Raw genomic sequence first — 23,237 nt, 5'->3', positions numbered from 1 at the left:
TTTTTACACACTCTGGGCCAGAAGCTGCCTCCGACTCCTTACCTTGTAGCACGATAACGTTTAGCCACTGCCGGGCAGGCGAGGATCGTGGATCTACGGCGGGCTTGCGGTGCATGAGCGCGATTGAGCGCTGTCGGATAGCGTCGAGAGCCTGTATAACGGCCGGGTTTGCGGGTAATTTGTCCCCTAGCATGGAGCATGTGATGTTGATTAAGGATATCGATCTGCTGGAGCAGGTCATGGATCGCTATTCCACTTGTCTTGGCAGTGATCTCACCGGTTACAGAAACCACGTTTACCGGGTCATCAACCTATGCTGCCTGCTATCGCCATTGGAAACTTCGCAAGTCGAGAAGGTTGCCATCGCCGGTGCTTTTCATGATCTGGGTATATGGACAGCAAATACTTTCGATTACCTGCCCGCATCTCGGCAACTGGCAGAAGCGTTTCTGACCGAGCGAGATCAAAAAGAATGGGGGAACGACGTCGCCCGGATGATTGATGATCATCACAAGATCAGTGCTTCGTCGGCTAATCCCCATCACTTGGCTGAAATCTTTCGTCGAGCCGATTGGATCGATGTGTCCTTGGGCTTGATTACATTCGGGCTGGACCGCACCAGCCTTCGGGAAATCCGCTCGACGTTTCCCAATGCCGGCTTTCACCGCCGCCTGGTAGCTTTGTCCGTCAAGCGGATGCTAACCCATCCCTTAGATCCGTTGCCGATGTTGAAACGCTAGAGCCTTGAGTATCGTGAGTTGAATGGGCACATGTTCTGATGTCCGCAATGGGTCGGGTACTGCCGGTCGCGACCGGCAGAGATCGGTCCAGGCTGTGTAAAAACGTGCACTGAGATCGGCTCGATCAAAAGTCGACCTCCTGTAATCGCGTATACGCCACGATCGCCTATTGGGTAGGGGGTCAAGCACCCCCTAAAACGTCCAGAATTTACGTAATGGGATGGTCACCCCCTGCCCATGCCCATGCCCAAGGCTACGCTTTCGCAGAGCCTTGTATTTTGGAGACCATAGCCATGAATCCAGTAGCACAGGTAGGCATTGATTTGGGCAAACACAACTTCCACCTGCACGGCCAAGACAGTTCCGGCCGGGAAGTTTTCCGCAAAAAGCTGACTCGGCCCCAGATGATGCATTTTCTGGGCAACCTGCCGCCCTGTACGGTGGTGATGGAAGCCTGTTCCGGAGCCCACTACACGGCCCGCGAGGTCAGCGCACTAGGCCATGAGGCCAAGCTAATTTCTCCCCAGTTCGTCCGGCCGTTCGTCAAGTCGAACAAGAATGACTTCGTGGACGCTGAGGCAATCTGCGAGGCTGCCTCGCGCCCCTCAATGCGGTTCGTGACGCCCAAGAGCGAAGCACAGCAGACGCTTTCCGTCCTGCACCGCATGCGCGAGTCACTTGTCCGCAGCCGCACCGGCACTATCAACCAGATGCACGGTTTCCTCCTGGAGTTCGGCATCAGCCTACCCAAGGGGCCAACCGTCATCAGGCGGTGGTCCGCTGTATTGAGTGAGCACAATCTGCCGCCCCGGCTGACCGCCTTGCTGCAGAGTCTGCACGAGCACGCCGTCTACTTGGATACCCGGATCAAGGAATTGGACCGTGCCATGGATCGACAGCTCGCCGAAGACGACCTCGGCAGCCGCCTGCTGAGTATTCCCGGTGTTGGCCCAGTCACCGCCAGCCTGCTGTCCGGCGAAATGGGTGACGGCAAACAGTATGCGTGCAGCCGCGATTTCGCCGCTTCACTCGGGCTGGTTCCGAGGCAATACAGCACAGGTGGCAGGTCCAACCTTCTGGGCATCAGCAAGCGGGGTAACAAGAACCTGAGACGGCTACTGGTTCAATGCGCCAAAACCTACCTGATCCATCTCGACCGCCAGCGAGGGCCGCTAGCCGAATGGGTACGGAGCCTGTGCAGGCGTCGCCACGCCAATGTGGTGACCTGTGCACTGGCCAGCAAACTGGCGCGCATCGCTTGGGCACTGGCAACAAAACACTCAAGGTTTGACTCGGGGGCGGACGCCGTGGCGGCTTGACTCCAACGCGGCACCGAACAGCAACATCCCTTTCCGGTTTTGCGATAGTGAATGAAGTGATGACGTGAACGGCACAGCGGCCCGACGAAGAACCTGATGTGTGAAATGGCACTTGGTGCCGACAACGTTTTTAGGATCGGCGGGCGCGGAACTCATCGTGGCGCGGAGCATGCTCCACATAGACGCCGGATAGATTTAGGCAAGCCAACACCCACCACCATTCGGTATTGCAAAATAGGGGGTGACCATAGATTTTTACACAGCCTCGGCCGAAAGCCGGCACCACTGTAATGGGGGCCAAATGCTAGGCCGTCACTGCTGGTTGGTTCATCAGAGCCAAGGCCAACGCCTTTGCTCCACCCAAGTCCAGCTGCATCGTGGCGTACGACTGCATGAGTAACGCTGGCGGGAGCACCCAATCCCATTTCTCTTGAACCATGTTCTGTACGTCCGCCAGAACAGTGGACTCATCAATACCATCCCACCCGGCGATCTCGCGCAGCTTGCTTTCAAGCGACGCCCGATCCCCCTCGACCTCGATGACCAGCCCACTGCTTTCACTGGCTAGTCCGGTGTACGTCAGCAAGATGGCCAGGGCATCGTTCGTCCAATCGCCTTGCCAGGTGAAAAGGTAAGTCTTGCCTCCGCTTTCGGTCATGCTCGAATGTGCCAATCCAAGGTCCGAAAAGGTGCTGCGTGCCTGAGCCAGTAGCTCCTGTGCCGTAGTATCGAGATAGGGGTAGGCGTCCGTTTCCAGCAAGACGGTCTTCATCTCTTGCCGGACCCGATCATGTACACGGGCTCCAAGCCCGTCGAAGGATGGAGGAGCGCCACCAGGATCGGATCTCACGACGATAACCTTGGCCTCAGTGTCCACGTCCGTGACTCGCCAGCGGCGCCCAGCAAAGATGATGCGTTGAGCGACGGTCAGTGGTCTGGAGACCGGCAATGCTCCGAGTGGTTTGCCATCGCACACCAGGCGGAACTCTTCATTGCTGACGAATGCACTGTAGAAGTCGTAGTGGTTGATCATGCGCTCTCCCACCACACCGGGCAGCAGGAGTCCCGATGCTTCCTGGGTTATCAAATCGCGGTCACCGAGGGCGCGAAGCAGACTCAGGAAGCTGCCCTGCTCCACTCCGGCGAACGGACCACTTCGTATCAAGGTGCTCCACAGCTCTGCAGTTGTTGCTCCACCCCGCTGAGCTATCACCGAGAGGCACTGCTGTACCAGTGTCGATAAATGAAGGCCCTGAACGCGGGGCGGCTCGAACCAGCCCTGCATCAACAACCTGATCATGGCGATGCTTTGCACCAAGCCCTGGCGGAGTCGATCCGACAGTGGTGAGTCATCGTCCAGCCGACGCTCCTTGCAGTAACTGCGGAGAATGGCTGCTTCTCCCGGGCGGCGCCCGGATCGGCCCAAGCGCTGGCGCAAGCTGGCTACCGATGGCGGCGGTCCGATCTGCGCCACCGTCTTGATGCTGCCGATATCTACCCCAAGCTCCAACGTCGTAGTGCAAACTGCGGTGGCGGGTTGGTCACCGGCCTTCAGCGCTTTCTCGGTTTCCTCTCGAATGTCCTTCGCCAAGCTCCCGTGATGCGGCCAGAACTCGTTCGGCACGACATCCTGCTCACAACGGCGCCGCAGGTTATCGGCAAACCATTCCACTTGGGTTCGGCTGTTGGGAAAGATCAGATTGTTGCTGCCCCGCAGCACCTGAAAGAGGTGCTCTGCGATGGCATGGTCCGCGGACAACACCTCTTCGCCTTCAGGCGGTACTGAGAAATTCTGTCGGGACTCCGCATACCCCCTGATCTGAACCTTCAATATCTGGCCACTCCCCTTGGACTCGATCACCGACACATGATGGGGGGCATTGGGACGCAAGAAGGCTGCAGCCAGCGTCATGTCGCCCAGCGTGGCGGAAAGACCAACCCTGGGCAGGGGGCGATCAATGATCGTTTCCACACGATGCATGAGTGACTGCAGCTGCTTGCCTCGCTCGCTACCGATAAAGGCATGGAGCTCATCCACCACCAAGTACCGCAGGTTGGCAAACAACCCCGCAAGGCTGGTTCCCCTGTTCACGAACAGAGCTTCGAGCGATTCCGGTGTGATCAGCAGAATGCCTTCCGGGGACTTGAGGAAGCGATGTTTTCGACTCGCTGAGATATCCCCATGCCAGGCAATGACTGGAAGCTCAAGCTCATCGCAAAGCCTCGCCAAACGATCCCACTGATCGTTGATCAGCGCCTTCAGAGGACTGATGTACAGCACCGCCCCAGGCGTTTCCTGCCCCTGCAGGAGATTGGTGAGGATGGGCAGGAACGCGGCCTCGGTTTTCCCTGCAGCCGTCGCGGCCGCGATGATGACATCCTGGTCCGCCCCCAGGAGCGCCGGGATAGCGCGCTCTTGGGCGTCCCGTAGGGAGGTCCAGCCCTCGGACCAAATCCAGCGCTGGATTCTCGGCTCGAGTAGCGCGAAGCCTGCAGACTCAGAGCTGGAAGGTGGCAAGCTCATCGTCAGCATCCATCTGGGTATCGGCTTCGCCACCTCGGTCCGGTGCAATCTCTACGGCGCCCAGCAGGGTTCGCCAATTGGCTCCCGGATTCTGCTCCAGCACCGCCAGCAAGTTGATGAATGCGGTGATGGTCGTCCGCGGAGTACGGAAGTAGGCTTCACCCAACCGCTGGTTGCAGTGGGCCATGAACAGCGGCAATGCCTCGTCGGGCAGCAGATAGCGTTCGCTCTCGCCTGCAGCGTATACATGACGCAGTTTCTGCAGCAGCACGTAGAAATCCTCAGGCGTCAGACTGGCGAGGCGGATGACAGGCCCGGAAAGGTCTACCAGCCCAGACTTAGCGAAGTTGTTTTCTGCCAGACGTGACTGCAGGGCAGGATAGCTGTAGAGCCCGCGGCGGGTGTCCATGAGAAACTCGGGTGTACCGCCCAGAACAAAACCAAGACCCTCTGCGGAGCCCTGCAGGGAGTCGTTGAGGATACGCAGGATCTGCTCGTAGTTAGCGTTGCGAGCCTGGGTATTGGACAGTTTGTACAGGTTAACCAATTCGTCGAGGCACACCATCAGGCCACCGAAGCCTGCCAACCGAACGAACCGTGCAAGCAGTTTGAGCTGATCGTAGACAGATGCATCGTCGACAATGGTTCGCACGCCCAGTGCAGCACGGGCGTCTGTCTTGGTGGTGAACTCGCCACGCAACCAACGGATCGCATCGGCCTTGAGCTGCTCGTTACCCTCTTCGAAACCTTTGCAGTAGGCAGCGATCACATCTGCGAAATCGTAGCCATTAACCATTTCAGTCAGTTGGGCGAGATGCTCACGAATCACGGCCTCACTGTCTTTGCCGGCCGCCTTGGCCTCGGCTTTGGCCTGTGCAATGAACTTCTCGACGATTCCTTGTAAAGCTCCGCCATCAGGCTTGGTTCGGGTGGACATGTTCTTGGCCAGCTCGGCATACAGCGAACGAGCCTGGCCACCAGTGGCGTGCAGACGGCGATCCGGGTTCAGATCCGCATGCATGGTGACGAGCTTGCGCTCCATTGCGATGGAGCGCACCAGGTTGAGGAAGAACGTCTTACCCGCCCCATACTCACCGATCACTACCCGGAACGCTGAACCACTTTCCGCGAGGCGCTCCACGTCACGGATGAGTGCTTCAAGCTCCCCAACTCGCCCGACCTGGATGAGGTGCTGACCTGCACGAGGAACGACACCGGCGCGCAGGGACTGGATGACCGCATCGCGATCCTTAGCTCTGATGCTGCTCATAGCGGTAGTTTTTCCATGATTTCAGGGTTGATTTCGAAGGGGGCTTCCCCTTCGGTGACCGGCATATCGAAATGCTCGAAGGCCATGTCGTTGATCTGCTCCAATGCCCCGTCGAGCATGAGTTCCATATCGCTTGCAACCGCCTCCAACTCGTCTCGCGCCCACTCGGCACGGGATACGAGCACGCGCAGGAAGGCTGAGTGATCGGAGTCCAATCCGCAGATGGCGGAAGTATCCTCGACAGTCTCTTCGACAACTGTCTCCTCAGACTCAGCTGGCTTCTCGTCGACGAAAACCTGAGCCAACAGCGCAGATACCTGTTCCGTTTCACGCTGCAGCTGAGCAATGCGCTCCTGGTCCAAAGCGAATCCGCCAACGGGCTTGGATGGCGTTGGTCCGGGTACGGAAGGCGTTGCCTGCGATGAGCCAACGGGACTGCCACTGGCGGCCACATGAAGGTCGCTGTATAGCGATTGCGGATCCAGCTGCAGGGTCTTGTAGACGCGCTCCAGCAGCTTCACCTCTGCGGGGCTGACCTCGCCGTCGACCTGCGCCAAGTGAGCGAGGAACGCCGCCACAACCCTCTTCGCCGGCTCGGCCAGGGGCTCCAATTTTTTCTTCAGGCTTTGCAGGGTTGGCGGCTGGTTAAGCTGCAGACGCAGATGGGCCTTCAGACGTTTTCGATGAGCACCGCTCAGGTGACTCCAGGAGTCGACATGCTGGGATAGCAGCATAATTTCCTGCGGCGACGTGTCGCCATCGGCAGCCGCCACAGCACAGGCGAGATCCAACGTGACAGAGGCGGCGCTGTACGCCGGCGAAGCTCGGAGATCGCCATCTTCAGCCTGGGTCGCAAAGAGCACCACGCTGTCCTCTGCCTTGGGCGTTCGGCTACCTGCCAGCACATCCGGCTCGATACCGATGTGCAACGACTCCAGTGCCCGGGCGAGTGTCAGAACCTTGTCTCGCGACAAGGTACCTGCACTCTGCAGTCGCCCTGCCAGTTCGCCGAAGCTCATGACCACCATGCCGTCGCCGATGCGTTGCTTCAGCTCGTCGAGCTCTGTTCGAGCAGTTGCCGGCCACAGGCTCACAGGCAGTTGCAGGAGACCTTCCAGCGCACCTGGAGTGTCGGGGTTGCGGCCGAGATAACGGCTGTAGGGTTCCAACTGCACCGTGCATTCGTCGACCAACTGCTGCAGCTTCTTCCGGGCTGCGGTGGTGGCGGTGACATCAGGAATGCCAGATAGGCCATCCAGCTCTTGGGGTGGCAGCCCCGCAGAAGCGGTGTTGTATTGGAGTCTCAGACGGGTCTTGTTCTGAGGGAGCACCATGCCTGCGCTATGACGCTCCTCATAGCACAGGCGGAACAACTGGGCGAACGCATCTTCACAACGGGTTACAGGTGTCCGCTTCCCAATGTTGTGATCGGACAGCACCCAGGACAACGCCCAGTCGGCCGGCATTGGTTGCTTGTCGGCAGCCAACTGGCCCAGGCCAATGCGCAGCTCTATGGGCATTTCGTAGCCGTAAAGCAACGGTGCCGGCGGCGCTTCCTGGTAGCGTCGGGCAAGCACTTTGCCCTGGCGGAGGAAGTCCACGAAGCGACTGGCGTAGGTGTTGAACGAATGGTTCTCGTCGTAGATCGAGAGCAGCCTTTCGACCTCTGCGATGATGGTAGGGACCTCGGCGGCCGCAGCCCGATCCTTCTTCGCATCGACAAATACCCTGCGCTCCAGGCCGTAGAAGAACAGGAACACGTAGCCGATGTTGGCGTGCGGAGCCTTCCGACCACTGGATAGCCACTGCAGATATGCGCGCCGGGCTTCAGGGGAGATGTTGTCGTAGCTGGGCCAGTAGGAAGTGAGACGCTCAGCGATTTCGACGATGCCCCGCGCAACCTTCAGCTTCGGGTTGATCAGTGAGGGCTCCGAGGAGCCATAGCGGCTGTTACGATCCTCGCCGACATAGATCAAGCCGCCAGGGATCTTCTCGCCGGCAACCTCGATGGGTTCGCCAGCAGAAAGCCAGCGCACCTTGGCACCAGTCAGGTCCGCCGGCGCGTTCGGAATTCGGTGGGAAGGCCGCTCGACGACCTCCAGGGTCACGGTAAAGAAACCAGAGCTGTCCGGCTTTGCCGCAACCTGTCTCTGGAACGAGTCCGATGCTTGAGCCGGCGCGGAAGAGGGCGCACCTAGTGGGAAAACCTCGTCCAACGAGAACGTCAGGCCCGCACTCAAGGGGATATCGGTGGTGCTCGATCGATCGACCTGTCGAGGTGGCTGCCGCTTGGTCGGTGGTGGAAGTACGACTGGCGGTTTGCTGCGGGCCTTGGTGATCAGCCATCCACCTACACCGACGATGGCTACCCCGCCCAAGACAACCCATACCCCTTGGGAAACGGAAGCGAGCAGCCCTATCACTATGGCTCCAAGGACCACCACTCCAGATACGTCAGACTTGCTGCTGCGCCTGCGCTTCCTTGCCATCGCCTCGATTCCCCCTAAAGCCAATGCTGGCCGTTTGGCAGTATCGGCGATTCGAATGCATCAGCCAAGACCTCTCCGACAGCTCTAACAAGATGACAATGTGGCCTAAAACGCTTGCATCACCACCCTCGCCCAGCTAAATCGCAACGCCGCTAGTGCTTTGGCCCACCGTCCTTGATGGACCGCTTTTGGCCGGTTTCTGCCTGTCGTCATAGGCAGCTTTGGATCGTTTGGAGCCGCTCGGAGGGGGTATCTGCAGAAGAGCTCATCCCATCCTTCTTTTGCAAATAAGTAGCGATAACCACTACACGATGCAGGGAGTGATAAAGGAAGGCGTTTCTTAAGTGCGAAATAGCCATGGTGGCTGGACTATTCGGGCGAAATTCGTCGATGCGAATTTGCGGTAGCTGTCCGTAACACCACACGGCTTCGGCGCTCTCACTCAGAAGGCTTGCGTCGTCGTCCCCCAGAGCTGTTCTTTTTTATTTTATCTTTCTTTTTAGCGGCTCAGTCTGAGCTGGATTCCGACGCGTTGGAGCTCCAAGTGAGCTCTATCGAGATCGGACACAGCTCAGATTGATACGTGTCACTCTGAGCTGTGTATAACATCGCTACAGCGGTTGAGATTTCTGCGCAGCGTTTCTCGTATGCTGGCTGGCAATCGATCCAGGTCGGTGTGCAATGAGCCTAAATCGATCTGGGAATTTCCTCCGGCTAGGTTGATTTGTATATTCAGGCGCTCGATGTTCAATATTCGCGTACTTGCGAGATCGCCGGCGATCACTGCTTTTTTGAGCTCGGAAACGGTGTGCTGGGCACGGCTTGGCACATAATCCCAAGTTGCTACGGTATGCGGTAGGCCAGCCTCAGTGACCTGAACCTTTTCGCGTAGGGTGTAGTGATTGGATCGGCCGGATTTTGTTTTTGTGATAAGGCCAGCCGTTTCGAGAACCACCAGTGCCCGTTTGACCTGTGCCAGGCTGACGCCAGACTGTTCAGAGATCCGTTCGATGCCCGGGTGCGCCATACCGGAGTAGTGATTGGCGTGTGCCTTGATGACGGCATAAACCGTAAAGGCGTGAGGCCCGATTCGGGCGACATCACCCTGATCGATCATAGCCCTGAAAACATGGAACCACTGGGTCTGTGCGTGCAGCGGGGCTGGGGCTTTAGTCATTCTTATGTACCCCCCGGAGCTGCACGCGCGGCCGACTCAGGATCCAGGCAGATATTTCGGTGCTGAGCCAGCCAACCGATCTGCTGCTGCCCAAGTCATAAGGGGCAGGGAATTTCCCCGCTGCGATGTCGCGATAGATTGTGGATCGTTTTTTGCCGACCGCGAATTCAACCTCAGGAAGGCGTAGGAAGCGCGGCTCATCAGAGCCAGGTGCAATAGTGCGTGCTGACATTTATCAATGCTCAGGCGGTGGCGTTGCAGCGATCCTCAAGGGCTGCAATACGCATGTGTGTGGGAATGGCGCTCGGATTTCTCCTGCTGCAATGCAGGGGCATTTACCTGGCTCGCATGACGAGCTTTCCGAGGTTATTTGCCAGCGACAACCGGTGGCTGAGGCAAAGAGTCTTTGGCGTGGCGGAGGAGGAGCCAGCTGATACAGAACGGTTTGGTGCCGTTTCTGTAGGGGGAGTCAGGGCTACAGACGTATTTATGCCCAGATCTCATAAAAAGCCCTAAGGCCTTTTGGGAGCCCATTTGTCAGAGCAAATGGAGCTAAGTTCATGAACCGTTACCAGAGCGGTTAGGCGATCCCATAGGGGCCAACGAGACTTCATGGGATAGGCTTTTTTACCAGTTCTTGGTCGAGCTTCACAACCCCGGAGTAGAAATTTTTTCGCCGAGTGGGTGTGTGTATTACGAGCTCTAGGATTTGATTGAATCAAGGTAGTCAGCCCAAGTCTGCATCATTTCACGCCTTTCCATCAGAAAACTGGTTCTATCGTAGGCCCTGCCTAAAGGATTTTTCACGGTATGAGCCAACTGGTGTTCGAGTAAATCAGGCCGGAATCCGAGAACCTCGGCACCTATGGTTCTCGCTGTCGCACGAAAGCCATGCCCAGTCATCTCATTGCCGCTGATGTCCATGCGACGTAAAGCGCTGAGGACGGCGTTATTGGACATTGGCCGGTCACCTCCTCGGGCTGATGGGAAGGCATACCGATGTCTGCCTGTAAGTGGTTTTAGATCACGCAGAACGGCAACTGCTTGTTGGCTGAGGGGAACCAAATGATCCGGTCGATCCTGTTTGGTGGCAGTAAGGCCCTTCATTTTGTGGCCAGGAATCAACCACTCGCCAGCGTCTAGATTGACCTCCGACCACTCCATGTGCCGCAGATCACCTGGCCTGCAAAACAGCATCGGGGCCAGTTTTAACGCGCAACAAACTGGCAGCGTTCCGCTGTAGCTATCCAATGCATTCAAAAGCGCGCCGAGTTTTTCAGGATCGGTCACAGCAGCAAAGTGCTTGACCCGCTTGGCAGGGAGCGTACGCGACAGGTTTCCAATCTGGTTGGGAGGGGTGATGCCGGCAGCCTCGGCGAACTCGAAAATTTGCTTGTAGATCTGGGCAACACGACGCGCCGTCTCGCGGGCGCCACGCTTGATGATGCGCTGCAGATTTTCGACCAGCATGGGCGTGCTGATGCTGCTGATTGGTAGCTTTCCCAGCCAGGGGTAGGCGTTGAGCTCAAGTCGTTGCCGGACAGTGCGTGTGTACTCCGGATCCCAGGAGGACTCGCGAATAGCTAGCCATTGCTTGGCAACTGATTCAAAGGTGTGTTGGTGATCAAGCTGGCTGACCACTTTGGCCATGCGCCTTTGAAGCGAAGGGTCATGGCCGCCTGCAAGCTGGACGCGAGCATCGTCACGTTTGCGTCGGGCCTCCTGCAAGCCGACCTCAGGATAAACACCAAGAGCTAGGCGTTTTTCCTTTCCCAGAAAACGGTACTTCAAGCGCCAGTAACGGCCTCCGTTGGGCTGCACTTCCAGATACAAACCCTGTTCGTCATAAAGACGGTATGGCTTGTCCTGGGGCTTAGCGTTACGGCAGTTGGTGTCCTTCAAGGGCATTGGGGGCACATCCTCTCTGATCGAGCTGATGAGCGTTTTATGCCCCCATATATGCCCCCGTCAACCGTGGGATGCCCTGGGATTAGGTGGGAAAACGCGGGCAACAAAAAAGCCGTAAGGCTTTGATTTCTCTTGGCTTTACGGCTTTTCTGGGTCTTCCTGGGAAGGGTATTTGGTGGAGCCGGGGGGATTTGAACCCCCGTCCGCCAGTACTCCGCTGTCGGTACTACATGCGTAGCCGTTTCTATTAAGTTAACCCTCAGCGACCCGAAGGGCAGGGTGCTTTGGGCGAGTTGTGTAAGTTTTAGCCGCTTCGTCCACAACGTACTGCACGGCGATTCTGTTCTATATGACAATCACTTTGGGTTTACAGACATCCCCTGGTGATTGCTGGACCCGAAGGTACCAGAAGCTCAGGGCTAAGGCTGCTTACGCAGCGAGAGCGAATTCCTGGCCGTAGTTTTCGTCATTGGCAACTATAAGAAGTTGCAACAGTGGATTTACGAGTTCTGTTACCAACTCGGCATGCACCTAAAGTTTCGCGACCGGCGTCGAATCCTAAACGGCCCCGTGCTTGTAACTCGTTGTTTCATAGTGAGTGACAAGCCTTCGCAGTGTACGCCAAACCGTCACGGAAGGCCAACCCGAAGGTTTGCCTTCCGTGATTGAGCAGCTTATTGGCCGCCTTTTTCGCTGTTCTGCAGGTCTTGCAGTGCCTTCGAGGTGATCTCGATGCACTTCTTGTCATCCCCAGCAGCGTGGGCAGCCTTGGCCGAGGACACTGCAGTGTCTATCTCGCCGCTTTTGCCGCTGGTGTCAGTGGCAAGCAGCGCTTTACCGTTGTTGATTTTGTCCAGATTGATCTGGCACAGGTCTTTATCGCCCGCCGCAAAAGCAGGGGAAGCCAGCATCGCAGCGGTAATGAACAAGCCAGCAAGAGCGGAACGCTTCATAGGGTATCTCCTTGCGCAAAAGGGCTCGACGCTGCTGGCGTTCAACGGCTGCCAGCGACATCACTGATGAGCCTCGTTTGTCGAGGCCTATGCAGATGACTACGCCGGCGCGCAGGGGTTCTGTTTTTTTGCAGCATTAATGAGCGCGGGCTTGGGTGACGCGGTCCACCAGGTAGACCAACCCGTGATAATCAATGCCGCCATGCTGGCTCAGGCCGATCTCGCAGGTACGGCTGGTGGAGATGCCTTCGCTGCAATATTGCACCGCGTCCTTGAGGGTGCGCAGTGAGTGGGCGTTGAGTTCCGGCGTGGTGAAGCCCTTGTCGCCGGCAAAACCGCAGCAATGAATGCCTTCCGGGATGACGACGGTGTTGGAGCAACGTCGGGCCAGGTCGATCAGGGCCTGGCTCTCGCCCAGGTGTTGGGTGCTGCAGGTGACGTGCACGGCGATCGGCGCTTCCTGGGGTGTGAAGTCGAGGCGGTCCATCAGGTGGGTGCGGATGAAGCGTACGGGGTCGTAAAGGTCCAGGCGCGTTTCGCCCAAGTCCTGCACCAGGCGCAGGGTGCAGGGGCTGGTGTCGCAGTAGATCGGGTCAAGCCCGCCACGGCTGGCGTGGAGCAGGGCGCCGATCAGTTCCTGGCGCTTGTGTTCGGCCTGTTCGGCGTAACCTTTGGAGGCGAAAGGCTGACCGCAGCACAGGCTGTCCTGATTGTCGGGGAACACGACTTGGTAACCGGCTTTTTCCAGCAGGCCACGGGTTTTGTCGTACAGCGACATTTGTTCTTTATCCCCCGCTGCCGGGCCCATGGCACGTGAAACGCAGGCGGCCAGGTAGACCACCCGTGGCCGTTCGTCCGTCACTGCCGGGCTGAAACGGATGGCTTTTTCCGGTTGCGGCATGGCGTTGGTCCACTGCGGGATTTGGCCCTTGGACAGCTGGGTCACGCGGGCCGATAGCTTCGCCAGGCGTGGCGCGCCGAGCAGCATCCGAGCGCCATTGGCCACATGCAGGGTAAAGCGCGCGCCTTGCAGGGCGGTGGAGAAGTGGGTGGCGAGCCACTCGGCGGTTTTCGTACGGTCGGCGTCGCGGCTGCGCAGTTTTTTCACCAGGTCGCCGGTATTGATTCCCACAGGGCAGCGTTGAGCGCAGAGGCCGGTCGCGGCGCAGGTGTCGATGCCCTGATAGTGATACGCAGCTTCCAACTCAGTGGTGTCGACACCGGCGCGTTTCTTCGCCTGAATGTCTCGCCAGATCACAATGCGCTGGCGCGGGCTCAAGGTCAGGCCTTTCGACGGGCACACTGGTTCGCAGAAGCCGCATTCAATGCACTTATCCACAAGCTCATCAGCGGCGGGTAGCGGCTTGAGGTGCTTGAGGTGGATTTGCGGGTCTTCGCTGAGCACCACGTCCGGGTTGAGAATGCCGTTGGGGTCGAGCAAGCGTTTGAGTTGCCACATCAATTGATAGGCGTCGCTGCCCCATTCCAGTTCCACGAACGGCGCCATATTGCGCCCGGTGCCGTGTTCGGCTTTAAGCGAACCTCCGAACTCCACCGCCACCAGTTGCGCTACGTCGTCCATGAACGCTTGGTAGCGTGTGACTTCTTCCGCGCTGTTGAAGCCTTGGGTGAACACGAAGTGCAGATTGCCTTCCAGCGCATGTCCGAAAAGTATCGCTTCGTCGTAGTGATGTTTGTCGAACATTGCGATCAAACGATTGACGCCGATTGCCAGTTGTTCGACCGGGAAGGTCACGTCTTCGATGATCACGGTGGTGCCGGTTTTGCGCACGGCGCCGACGGCAGGGAAGGTGTCTTTGCGGATTGCCCACAGGCGCGCGTTCTCGGTGGGATCTTCGGTGAAATCGACCTGTTTTTCTACCGGGAATGAGGCCAGGGAAGCCATGATCAGCGTCAGTTGCTCATGCAATAAAGTCGATGATGCCGCGCGGGACTCGATCAACAGGGCGCAGGCATTTTCCGAAAGTTGCTGTACGAAAGCCGGCATGCCTGGCTTGTTTTGTACCGAGCGCATGCTGCGTCGGTCCAGCAGCTCGACGGCCGAGACTGGCTGGGTTTTGAGCACGGTGACCGCGTTGCAGCAGGTCTCGACATCTGGAAACACAATCAACGCAGAGGCTTTGTTTGGGTGGTCTATGACGGTGTCGTAGGTGACCGCGCTGATAAACCCCAGGGTGCCCTCGGAGCCCACCAGCAGATGGCTGAGGATATCCAACGGCTCATCGAAATCCACGAGGGCATTGAGCGACAGCCCGGTGGTGTTTTTCAGACGGTACTTGTGGCGAATCCTGGCTGCTAATTCGGCATTGGCCCGCGTCTCGCGACCCAATGTCGCCAGCTGCTCAAGCAGCGTGCCGTGTTGTTCACGAAATGCCTTAACGCTGGTGGCGTCTTCGGTATCCAAACGGCTGCCGTCAGCCAGCACCAGGCGTATGCCGGCCAGGGTGTGGTAGGTGTTCTGCGCGGTGCCGCAGCACATGCCGCTGGCATTGTTGGCGACGATACCGCCGATCTTGCAGGCGTTGATCGACGCCGGGTCTGGCCCGATCTTGCGCCCGAACGGCGCCAGCCACGCATTGGCCTGGGCACCGATCACGCCGGGTTGCAGACGGATTTGCGTGCCTTGCCCGCGAATCTCGCGGCCATTCCAGTTGTCGCCCAGTACGATCAGTACCGAATCGCTGATGGCTTGCCCGGACAGGCTGGTGCCGGCGGCGCGGAAGGTCACCGGTATGTGGTCGCGTTGAGCCAGTTGCAGCAAAGCGACGACTTCGTCTTCTGACTCCACGCGGATCACCAGTTGTGGGATCAGTCGGTAAAAACTGGCATCGGTGCCGAAAGCGAGGGTGGAAAGTGGGTCGTCGAAACGTCGATCTTTCGGGATCAGTTGTGCGACGTCGCTCAGAAAGGCAGCAGGCAGGCTCATCGGTCCTCCAGAAATAGCTGACGCCGGAATCGTATCCGGCGGCATTACGTGCAGGTCTTAGTGCACCAGCATACCGGTGAACCAGTAGGCTTGGGCCAGGGTGATCAGCCCGACGATGGTGGCGAAGAACAGGCTGTGCTTGAGAGTAAAGCGGAACAGGTCGGACTCCTTGCCTACCAGGCCGGTAGCGGCGCACGCCACGGCGATGGATTGTGGCGAGATCATTTTGCCGGTGACGCCACCACTGGTATTTGCGGCGACCAGCAACGTGTCGTTGACGCCGATCTGATGCGCGGTGGTGGCTTGCAGCGAACTGAACAGGGCGTTGGACGAGGTATCAGAGCCCGTCAGGAAAACCCCCAGCCAGCCGAGGAAAGGCGAGAAGAACGGGAAGGCCGCGCCGGTACCGGCCAAAACCAGTGCCATGGTCGAGGACATGCCGGAGTAGTTGGTAACAAAGGCGAAGGCCAGCACCATCCCGATCGACAGGATCGGCCAGCGCAGTTCGTAGAAGGTCTCTTTTAAAGTGGTAAGACCAGTCTTGATGTCAATTTTCAATACCAGCATCGAGACCAGCGCAGAGAAGAAAATCGCAGTGCCGGTCGCCGAAATCGGGTCGAGTTTGAACACGGCCGGGATCGCGGTGGGGTTGGTCACGATTGGCGCGACCTTGATCACCAGTTGATCCAGGTGCGGGATTGCGAAGTTGAATACCCAGCTGTACATCGATCCGCCTGCGGCGAACATCGCCTTGAACGGTTTGAGGGTCCAGATAGTGACCAGCACGGTGAGAATCAGGAATGGCGACCAGGCCTTGAAGATCTGCCCGAGGCTGTAGGGCGAGACGATGGTGTTGCGTGGCAGGCCAAAACCGCCGGCGCTGGCAGTGACCGCGGCGCTGGAGGTGGCGCCGGCGATTTGTGCGCCTGCAGTGCGTTTGGGCTGCCAGATTTTCAGGAACAGCGTCAGGGAAATCAGGCTGGCCAGGGCCGAGGTGATGTCCGGCAGTTCCGGGCCGATGAAGTTGGACGTGAAGTACTGGGTGATGGCAAAGCTCAAGCCTGCGACCAGCGCAGCCGGCCAGGTTTCACGCACGCCGCGCACGCCGTCCATCATGAACACCAGCCAGAACGGCACGAACAGCGACAGCAGCGGCAGTTGGCGACCGGTCATGGCGCCGATCTTGAAAGCGTCGATGCCGGTTACCTGGCCTGCGACGATGATCGGGATGCCCAGCGCACCAAAGGCAACGGGAGCAGTGTTGGCAATCAGGCACAGGCCGGCGGCGTACAGCGGGTTGAAGCCCAGGCCGACCAGCAGTGCCGCGGTGATCGCTACGGGCGCACCGAAACCGGCCGCACCCTCGAGGAAGGCGCCGAAGCAGAAGCCGATCAACAGCACTTGCAGACGTTGGTCGTCAGTGATCGACAGGACCGAGCTGCGGATAATCTCGAACTGGCCGCTTTTGACCGTGAGTTTGTAGAGGAACACCGCCGCGACGATGATCCAGGCGATGGGCCACAGGCCGTAGGCAAAACCGTAACCGGCGGCGGCCAGTGCCATATCCACGGGCATCTGGAAGGCGAAGATCGCCACCAGTATCGACAGCGCCAAGGTGATGCTGCCGGCCACATGGCCTTTGAGGCGAAACACGGCCAGGGCAAGGAAGAAGAATACGATCGGAATAACGGCCGCCAATGCGGACAGGCCGAGGCTGCCGAGTGGGCTGTAGAGCTGTTGCCAGGTTTGCATAGTGGGGTGGCCCCTGATTGTTGTTGTTTGGTCAGCTTGGATAATTGGTATTACCAATTTACAATCGCTGTGGGCTAGAGTAAAAGCCTTGGCGGGGGTGTGTCAATTTGCCGCCCGAGAAACTTTGGTCGTAAGTGAGTGGGCAGGGTGTGCTGATCGGCTGAAATGAGGGCGTTCTGATAGGTGCTGCAAGCGCTGTGATAGGCGAGAATAGAGGCCCGGCGCGTGGTCGGGATGGTGGGGAGTAAGTGATGGGGTTTGATCAGGTGCGTCAGCGCCGTTTGTCCGATGACATCGTCGAGCAGCTTGAGGGCATGATCCTTGAGGGCACGCTGAAGTCGGGTGAGCGCTTGCCGGCCGAACGCGCGTTGGCTGAGCAATTCGGGGTGTCGCGCCCTTCTTTGCGCGAAGCAATCCAGAAACTGTCAGCCAAAGGTTTACTCGTCAGCCGCCAGGGCGGTGGTAACTACGTGGCTGAATCCTTGGGTTCCACGTTCAGTGATCCGCTGTTGCACCTGTTGGAGAACAACCCCGAGGCTCAGCGTGATCTGCTGGAGTTTCGACAAACCCTTGAGGCCTCTTGCGCCTACTACGCTGCGTTGCGCGCGACGGAGGTTGATCGCGAGCGGCTTACGGCGGCCTTCGAAGCACTACAGGATTGCTACACCCGGTCCGATGAGGTGAGTCGGGCCGAGGAGGGCGCGGCGGATGCGCGGTTTCACTTGGCTATTGCCGAGGCCAGCCATAACGCCGTGTTGCTGCACACCATTCGCGGTCTATTCGATTTGCTGAAGCGTAACGTGGTGACCAACATCGGCGGCATGTATCAGCAGCGAACGGAAACCCGCGACATGCTGATCAGTCAGCACCGGGATCTGTACCTGGCGATTATCGAGGGGCGGGCGGAGCAGGCGCGGGATGTCTCAACACGTCACCTGCTGTATGTGCAGGAAGTGTTGGAAGAAGTGCGTCAGGAAGTTCAGCGCGTGGCGCGTGCGGAGCGGCGCAAGGGGATGTAGCCAGGGGCGACTCCCAAGGCTACATCACAGCAAGGATCAGTCTTCCTTGCCCTTATTGCGCACGGCGCGATGCAGTTCGCGATTGGAGTCGCGTTCACGCTCGGTATCGCGCTTGTCGTATTCCTTCTTGCCCTTGCCCAAGGCGATCTCGCACTTGACCAGGTGCTTGCTCCAGTACCAGGACAGGCAGACGCAGGCATAGCCCTTCTGCTGTACGGCGGCAGCGAGCTTTTCCAGTTCGCGGGCATTGAGCAGCAGCTTACGCGTGCGCACCGGATCGGCAATCACGTGGGTGCTCGCGGTGGTCAGCGGAGTGATATGACTGCCAAGCAGCCATGCCTCGCCGTCCTTGAGCAGTACATAACTGTCGACCAGTTGCAGCTTGCTGGCACGCAGACTCTTTACTTCCCAGCCGGCCAGGACCAGACCAGCCTCGAACCGATGTTCGATGAAGTAATCGTGTCGCGCCTTTTTATTTTGCGCGATGGTCCCTGTAGGGTGTTTCTTTTGTTTAGCCATAGGGGCGGCATTATAGGGAGTTGCGAGGCTGTCGGCTACGGTCAACCTGCGTGCTTGAGCGTGTTGGACGAATCCCGGACAATGCGGGCAGTTATCTGGTTTTTTTCTTTCGCGGATCGGGCTCTTCTTCCGCGATGTTTTGCCTCAGCAGTGGAAATAACGCACACATGACGACGCATATTCAACGTTCGGCGCTGCTGCCCTATCCGGCACAGGCGCTCTATGACCTGGTCAACGACGTGGCGCGTTACCCGGAATTCCTGCCGTGGTGCTCAACGGCCGAGGTGCTGGAAAGCAGTGATGAGCACATGGTCGCTAGTGTCGGGGTGGCGAAGGGCGGCCTGAGCCAGCACTTTGTGACGCGCAATGTGCTGGTGCCTGGGAAATCCATTGAAATGAATTTGCAGGAGGGGCCGTTCACTCAGTTGCATGGAGTGTGGGTTTTCAAGGCGTTGACGGAGAAGGCCTGCAAAATCAGCCTGGATCTTTCCTTTGATTACGCCGGGCCCATCGTGCGCGCGACGCTGGGGCCTTTGTTCAATCAGGCGGCTAATACGCTGGTGGATGCATTCTGTCAGCGAGCCAAGCAACTGCATGGTTGAGATTGAAGTGGTGTACGCCGCCGTGGATCGCCAGATGCTGCTGGCGGTCACGGTGCCGGCTGGCACCAGCCTGCGCATGGCGGTAAAGGCATCGGGCATCGCAGCGCACTTTCCCGAGTTGGATCTGGCTGATTGCGCTTTGGGTATATTCGGCAAGGTGGTCGCGGACGCTGAAGTGCGTAGTGTGCAGGCGGGTGATCGCATTGAGATTTACCGCCCCTTGCTGGCAGACCCTAAAGAAATACGCAGGTTGCGCGCAGCCAAGGCGGCGCTGGCCAAGCAGCAGAACTCCTAGGTCGGCCAAATGGCAGGCAACAAAAAGCCCGGCATGCCGGGCTTTTTGTTGAGCGCCGCACACTTACTGCGGGCTGGTGTCCAGAGGTTGTGGCGTTGGGACGGGAACCGTTTCCACGCCATCGACGTCTTTCTGGATCTTGTCGAGCAAAGAGCCTGGCTTGGCCGGTACTTCGGATTTCGGCTTCTCGCCTTCCTGCGCAGGCGCAGTGACGTTGGTGCCGTTGTCCTTGCCGAGCAAGGCTTCATCACGGCTCACGCCGGGCATGAAGTCACCGGACAGGCTGACAAGCTGGTCATTGCCATTGAAAATGACGCTGACGCGCTCCTGTTGGCGTTCACCGCCACCAGGCTGGAGGCTGTAGAGATAATCCCAGCGATCGGCATGGAAAGTGTCGGTCAGCAGGGGGTTACCCATGATAAACCGTACTTGCCGTCGGGTCATTCCGGGGCGTAACTGGTCTATCATGTCCTGCGTGACGACATTGCCCTGCTGGATGTCGATTTTGTAAACCCCGGGGAATGAACAACCGGCGAGTGCGAGCAGTCCCACAAAGGTGAAACTGGTTAGCAAGAGCTTGGTGTTTTGCATCGGTGGGCGACTTCCACTATCTTGGCTGGGACAACGTAAACGCCGATCATACCCGTATTAAGAGAAGCTGCGAAGCAGCATCCGCGAGAAAGCTAACCATGGTTGAAAATAGCGAACTACGCAAAGCCGGTCTCAAAGTGACTCTGCCACGAGTCAAGATTCTACAAATGCTCGATTCTGCTGAGCAGCGTCACATGAGTGCCGAGGATGTCTACAAGGCGCTGATGGAGTCTAACGAGGACGTCGGCCTGGCCACGGTTTACCGTGTACTGACCCAGTTTGAAGCCGCAGGGCTGGTGGTTCGTCATAATTTCGACGGCGGTCATGCAGTATTTGAACTGGCTGACGGTGGTCATCACGACCACATGGTTGACCTGGATACCAATGAGGTTATCGAGTTCACCAGCCCGGAAATCGAAGCGCTGCAGCACAAGATTGCTGAGGAACATGGCTTCGATCTGGTTGACCATAATCTGGTCCTGTACATCCGTAAGAAAAAGTAACAAGCGCTGCAGATTTTCTCTGCAAAACGATCGAAGGCGACCTCAGGGTCGCCTTCGTGCTTTCTATAATGAAGGAAAACTGCCCGGTCAGGCCTTTGCTGCCACGACCATTTTCTTCGCATGCGCCAACGACTCCTTGGTCAAGTCGATCCCGCCAAGCATGCGCGCCACTTCTTCAACGCGTTCCGACTTATTCAACTTGGACACGGCTGTGTGTGTGGCATCGCTGCCGCGTACCTTGTGTACAAACAGGTGTTGATGCCCCTGGGCCGCCACTTGCGGCAAGTGGGTGACTGTCAGCACCTGGCCTCTATCCCCCAGGCGTCGCAACAACTGGCCAACAATTTCTGCCGTCGGCCCACCAATCCCCACATCAACTTCGTCAAACACCAGCGTTGGCACCCGAGAGGTTTGCGCAGTGATCACCTGGATGGCCAGGCTGATTCGCGACAGTTCGCCGCCGGAGGCTACTTTCGCCAGCGCCTTGAGCGGTTGGCCGGGGTTGGCGCTGACCAGCAGCTCGACCTGCTCCAGCCCGTGGGGCTGCAGTTCGTTACTGGCGTTGGTGCGCAATTCAATGGTAAAGCGCCCGCCAGGCATGCCCAGGCGTTGGATCTCCAGCTCCACTGCGTTGGCTAGGCTCGTCGCTGCTTGCTGGCGCAAGTCGCTGAGTTCGCGCGCCTTCTCCTGATAGTGGCGAGCGAAAGAGGCAAGCTCGTCGCCCAGGCGCTCGATGGATTCATCGTTGGCGTTCAGGGTCTCGATTTCATCCAGCAGCTTTTGCTGCATCGTCGCCACTTCGGTGGGCTGGATGCGATGTTTGCGCGCCAGGGTATAGATGGTGTCGAGGCGTTCTTCTATCTCCTGCAGGCGCGCCGGGTCGGCATCGAAGTGGTCCAGGAAGCGATTCAACTCGCCGACGGCTTCCTCTACTTGAATCTGTGCGCTGGTCAGCAAGGTGGTGGCCTCGCTCAACGAGCCGGAGGCGCTGTTCACGCTAGAGAGGCGATTGAGGCTGGCGGTCAGTGCATTGAGCACATTGCCGGAGTCACTCTCACTGCATTGCTCCACCACCTGGCGGCAAATGCCCAGCAGGGTTTCCGCGTTGGTGAGGTTCTTGTGTTCCTGCTCAAGCTGCTCCAGTTCGGTCTCGCCCAGGCCCAGGCTTTCCAGCTCTTCGAGTTGGTAGCTGAGCAATTGGTGGCGAGCACGTTGCTCATCGCCGGAGTTGGAGAGTCGCTCCAGTTCCTGGCGAGTCTGGCGCCAGCGCTGGGCGGCGAGTTGCACCTGGCGGGCCAGGTCTGTGGCGCCGGCGTACTCATCGAGCAGGCGGCGATGGGTATCGGTTTTCAGCAGGGACTGATGTTCATGCTGGCTGTGGATATCGATCAACAGTTCGCCCAGGGCCTTTAAGTCGCCAAGCGGGCAGGGCGTACCGTTGATATACCCGCGTGAGCGGCCTTCCGCCGTGATGACTCGTCGCAAGATGCACGGGCCTTCATTATTAAGGTCGCGTTCGGCCAGCCAGGCCTCAGCCTCGGGAATATCCGCCAGGTCGAAGGTGGCCAGGATGTCGGCCTTGTCCGCGCCGGGGCGCACCACGCCACTGTCAGCGCGATCACCCAGGGTCAAGCCCAGAGCGTCGAGCATGATCGACTTGCCGGCGCCGGTTTCGCCTGTGATTACGCTCATCCCGCGATCCAGTTCGAGATCCAGGTGTTCAACGATGGCGTAGTTATGTACGGACAGGTGCACGAGCATGACGGCCGCTCCCAGGCTTTAGGTCTGGTTATTTATACAGTGTTTTGTTCGGCGCTGACAATCCTGGTGCTTAGCTCGATTTGCTTGAATCTGGATATTTTTAAGCGCAACCAGGAATGACCGGGCAGGAATTGATGAAGGTCAATCGAAAGACTTTTGGTAACGCCTGCGCCCTTGAACCTGGAAATTGTGGCCCCATATACCGGAACAGAAGCGCGAGTTGAGTTCGCGCATGATTTTGAAAGGAGAAAACTATGGCTGACGAACAGACGCAGGATACGCAAACTCCAGACGCCAATTCGGCTGTCGGCGATGAGCTGGCGACTCGTGTGCAAGTGCTCGAAGAGCAATTGGCCGCTGCGCAGGACCAGTCTTTGCGTGTTGCCGCTGATCTGCAGAACGTCCGCCGCCGTGCCGAGCAGGATGTAGAAAAGGCTCACAAATTCGCGTTGGAAAAATTCGCCAATGACTTGCTGCCGATCATCGACAGCCTGGAGCGTGGCCTTGAATTGTCCAACCCGGACGACGAAAACATCCGCCCGATGCGCGAAGGGATCGAACTGACCCTGAAAATGTTCCAGGACACCCTGAAGCGTTATCAGTTGGAAGCGATCGATCCACAAGGCGGCGAGCCGTTCAACGCTGAGCATCACCAAGCCATGGCCATGCAGGAAAGCCATGACCTGGAGCCAAACAGCGTGCTCAAAACGTTCCAGAAGGGTTATCTGCTCAATGGTCGCCTGCTGCGCCCGGCGATGGTCGTCGTGAGCAAGGCGCCTGCACCGGTTTCGCCTTCTATTGATGAGCAGGCTTGAAATACGCTGCAAAGCCCCCATCTATAAGTCAAGCGTTTAAGTGCTACCGCAGT

General features: G+C 58.2%; 19 protein-coding genes and 1 other RNA gene. 7 read left to right on the top strand and 13 right to left on the bottom strand.

Features of this window, described 5'->3' with window-relative positions:
- Nucleotides 1-203 precede the first annotated feature (203 nt).
- Together HX812_RS22495 and HX812_RS22490 are read left to right on the top strand one after the other, a co-directional pair.
- Nucleotides 204-740: an HD domain-containing protein gene (locus HX812_RS22495; RefSeq protein WP_038843781.1), complete on the top strand. Its 537-nt coding sequence runs from the start codon at nt 204-206 to the stop codon at nt 738-740.
- A gap of 293 nt (nt 741-1,033) precedes the next feature.
- The gene (locus HX812_RS22490) at nt 1,034-2,059 is read left to right on the top strand and encodes an IS110 family transposase (RefSeq protein ID WP_080642351.1); all 1,026 of its coding nucleotides are present in this window, start codon (nt 1,034-1,036) and stop codon (nt 2,057-2,059) included.
- Between the two features lie 304 nt (nt 2,060-2,363).
- Here the strand turns inward: HX812_RS22490 and HX812_RS22485 are convergent, their stop codons facing one another.
- From HX812_RS22485 to HX812_RS22440, 10 genes are all read right to left on the bottom strand, one after another.
- A complete protein-coding gene (locus HX812_RS22485; RefSeq protein ID WP_038843783.1) occupies nt 2,364-4,583 on the bottom strand; it encodes a DEAD/DEAH box helicase in 2,220 nt (739 codons plus the stop codon).
- The gene (locus HX812_RS22480) at nt 4,558-5,853 is read right to left on the bottom strand and encodes an ATP-binding protein (protein ID WP_038843784.1); all 1,296 of its coding nucleotides are present in this window, start codon (nt 5,851-5,853) and stop codon (nt 4,558-4,560) included. Before HX812_RS22480 ends, HX812_RS22485 begins: the two co-directional genes overlap by 26 nt.
- Nucleotides 5,850-8,342: a TerB N-terminal domain-containing protein gene (locus tag HX812_RS22475; protein ID WP_038843785.1), complete on the bottom strand. Its 2,493-nt coding sequence runs from the start codon at nt 8,340-8,342 to the stop codon at nt 5,850-5,852. Before HX812_RS22475 ends, HX812_RS22480 begins: the two co-directional genes overlap by 4 nt.
- A gap of 586 nt (nt 8,343-8,928) precedes the next feature.
- The gene (locus HX812_RS22470; RefSeq protein ID WP_038843787.1) at nt 8,929-9,519 is read right to left on the bottom strand and encodes a helix-turn-helix domain-containing protein; all 591 of its coding nucleotides are present in this window, start codon (nt 9,517-9,519) and stop codon (nt 8,929-8,931) included.
- Nucleotides 9,512-9,751 carry an AlpA family transcriptional regulator gene (locus tag HX812_RS22465; RefSeq protein WP_080642352.1) on the bottom strand — a complete coding sequence of 80 codons (240 nt, stop codon included), beginning with the start codon at nt 9,749-9,751 and terminating at the stop codon, nt 9,512-9,514. Before HX812_RS22465 ends, HX812_RS22470 begins: the two co-directional genes overlap by 8 nt.
- 470 nt (nt 9,752-10,221) lie before the next feature.
- On the bottom strand, nt 10,222-11,427 hold the full coding sequence (locus HX812_RS22460) for an integrase arm-type DNA-binding domain-containing protein (RefSeq protein WP_038843790.1): 1,206 nt from the start codon (nt 11,425-11,427) through the stop codon (nt 10,222-10,224).
- A 173-nt stretch (nt 11,428-11,600) separates the two neighbouring features.
- Nucleotides 11,601-11,997, bottom strand: a transfer-messenger RNA (tmRNA) gene (ssrA, locus tag HX812_RS22455).
- Between the two features lie 104 nt (nt 11,998-12,101).
- On the bottom strand, nt 12,102-12,380 hold the full coding sequence (locus HX812_RS22450) for a hypothetical protein (RefSeq protein ID WP_033898249.1): 279 nt from the start codon (nt 12,378-12,380) through the stop codon (nt 12,102-12,104).
- A 136-nt stretch (nt 12,381-12,516) separates the two neighbouring features.
- Complete coding sequence (locus HX812_RS22445) at nt 12,517-15,327, bottom strand: FAD-binding and (Fe-S)-binding domain-containing protein (protein WP_038843791.1); 2,811 nt, start codon at nt 15,325-15,327, stop codon at nt 12,517-12,519.
- Between the two features lie 57 nt (nt 15,328-15,384).
- A complete protein-coding gene (locus HX812_RS22440; RefSeq protein ID WP_038843793.1) occupies nt 15,385-17,079 on the bottom strand; it encodes a lactate permease LctP family transporter in 1,695 nt (564 codons plus the stop codon).
- 251 nt (nt 17,080-17,330) lie between these two features.
- Here HX812_RS22440 and HX812_RS22435 point away from each other — a divergent pair, with 251 nt between their 5' ends.
- Complete coding sequence (locus HX812_RS22435) at nt 17,331-18,098, top strand: GntR family transcriptional regulator (protein WP_038843795.1); 768 nt, start codon at nt 17,331-17,333, stop codon at nt 18,096-18,098.
- A 36-nt stretch (nt 18,099-18,134) separates the two neighbouring features.
- Here the strand turns inward: HX812_RS22435 and smpB are convergent, their stop codons facing one another.
- On the bottom strand, nt 18,135-18,617 hold the full coding sequence (gene smpB, locus HX812_RS22430; protein WP_005791513.1) for an SsrA-binding protein SmpB: 483 nt from the start codon (nt 18,615-18,617) through the stop codon (nt 18,135-18,137).
- Nucleotides 18,618-18,784: 167 nt separating this feature from the next.
- On the opposite strand from smpB, the gene HX812_RS22425 reads away from it, so the two are divergent.
- Both HX812_RS22425 and HX812_RS22420 read left to right on the top strand, forming a co-directional pair.
- Nucleotides 18,785-19,219, top strand: a complete 435-nt coding sequence (locus HX812_RS22425) for a type II toxin-antitoxin system RatA family toxin (protein ID WP_038843796.1) — start codon at nt 18,785-18,787, stop codon at nt 19,217-19,219.
- The gene (locus HX812_RS22420; RefSeq protein ID WP_038843798.1) at nt 19,212-19,514 is read left to right on the top strand and encodes an RnfH family protein; all 303 of its coding nucleotides are present in this window, start codon (nt 19,212-19,214) and stop codon (nt 19,512-19,514) included. Before HX812_RS22425 ends, HX812_RS22420 begins: the two co-directional genes overlap by 8 nt.
- A gap of 63 nt (nt 19,515-19,577) precedes the next feature.
- Here HX812_RS22420 and HX812_RS22415 read toward each other — a convergent pair whose 3' ends face one another.
- On the bottom strand, nt 19,578-20,105 hold the full coding sequence (locus HX812_RS22415; RefSeq protein WP_016976810.1) for an outer membrane protein assembly factor BamE: 528 nt from the start codon (nt 20,103-20,105) through the stop codon (nt 19,578-19,580).
- A 98-nt stretch (nt 20,106-20,203) separates the two neighbouring features.
- On the opposite strand from HX812_RS22415, the gene fur reads away from it, so the two are divergent.
- Nucleotides 20,204-20,608 carry a ferric iron uptake transcriptional regulator gene (gene fur, locus HX812_RS22410; RefSeq protein ID WP_003194220.1) on the top strand — a complete coding sequence of 135 codons (405 nt, stop codon included), beginning with the start codon at nt 20,204-20,206 and terminating at the stop codon, nt 20,606-20,608.
- Between the two features lie 87 nt (nt 20,609-20,695).
- Here the strand turns inward: fur and recN are convergent, their stop codons facing one another.
- A complete protein-coding gene (gene recN / locus HX812_RS22405; RefSeq protein WP_038843799.1) occupies nt 20,696-22,369 on the bottom strand; it encodes a DNA repair protein RecN in 1,674 nt (557 codons plus the stop codon).
- A gap of 254 nt (nt 22,370-22,623) precedes the next feature.
- Between recN and grpE the strand changes: the two genes are divergently transcribed.
- Complete coding sequence (gene grpE, locus HX812_RS22400; protein WP_016976812.1) at nt 22,624-23,184, top strand: nucleotide exchange factor GrpE; 561 nt, start codon at nt 22,624-22,626, stop codon at nt 23,182-23,184.
- Nucleotides 23,185-23,237: the final 53 nt, after the last annotated feature.

Source organism: Pseudomonas sp. IPO3749, from assembly GCF_013386605.1.
Lineage (GTDB): Bacteria > Pseudomonadota > Gammaproteobacteria > Pseudomonadales > Pseudomonadaceae > Aquipseudomonas > Aquipseudomonas azotoformans_A.
Note: the sequence above shows the minus strand (reverse complement) of the source record. Positions and strands in the feature narration are given on the sequence as shown.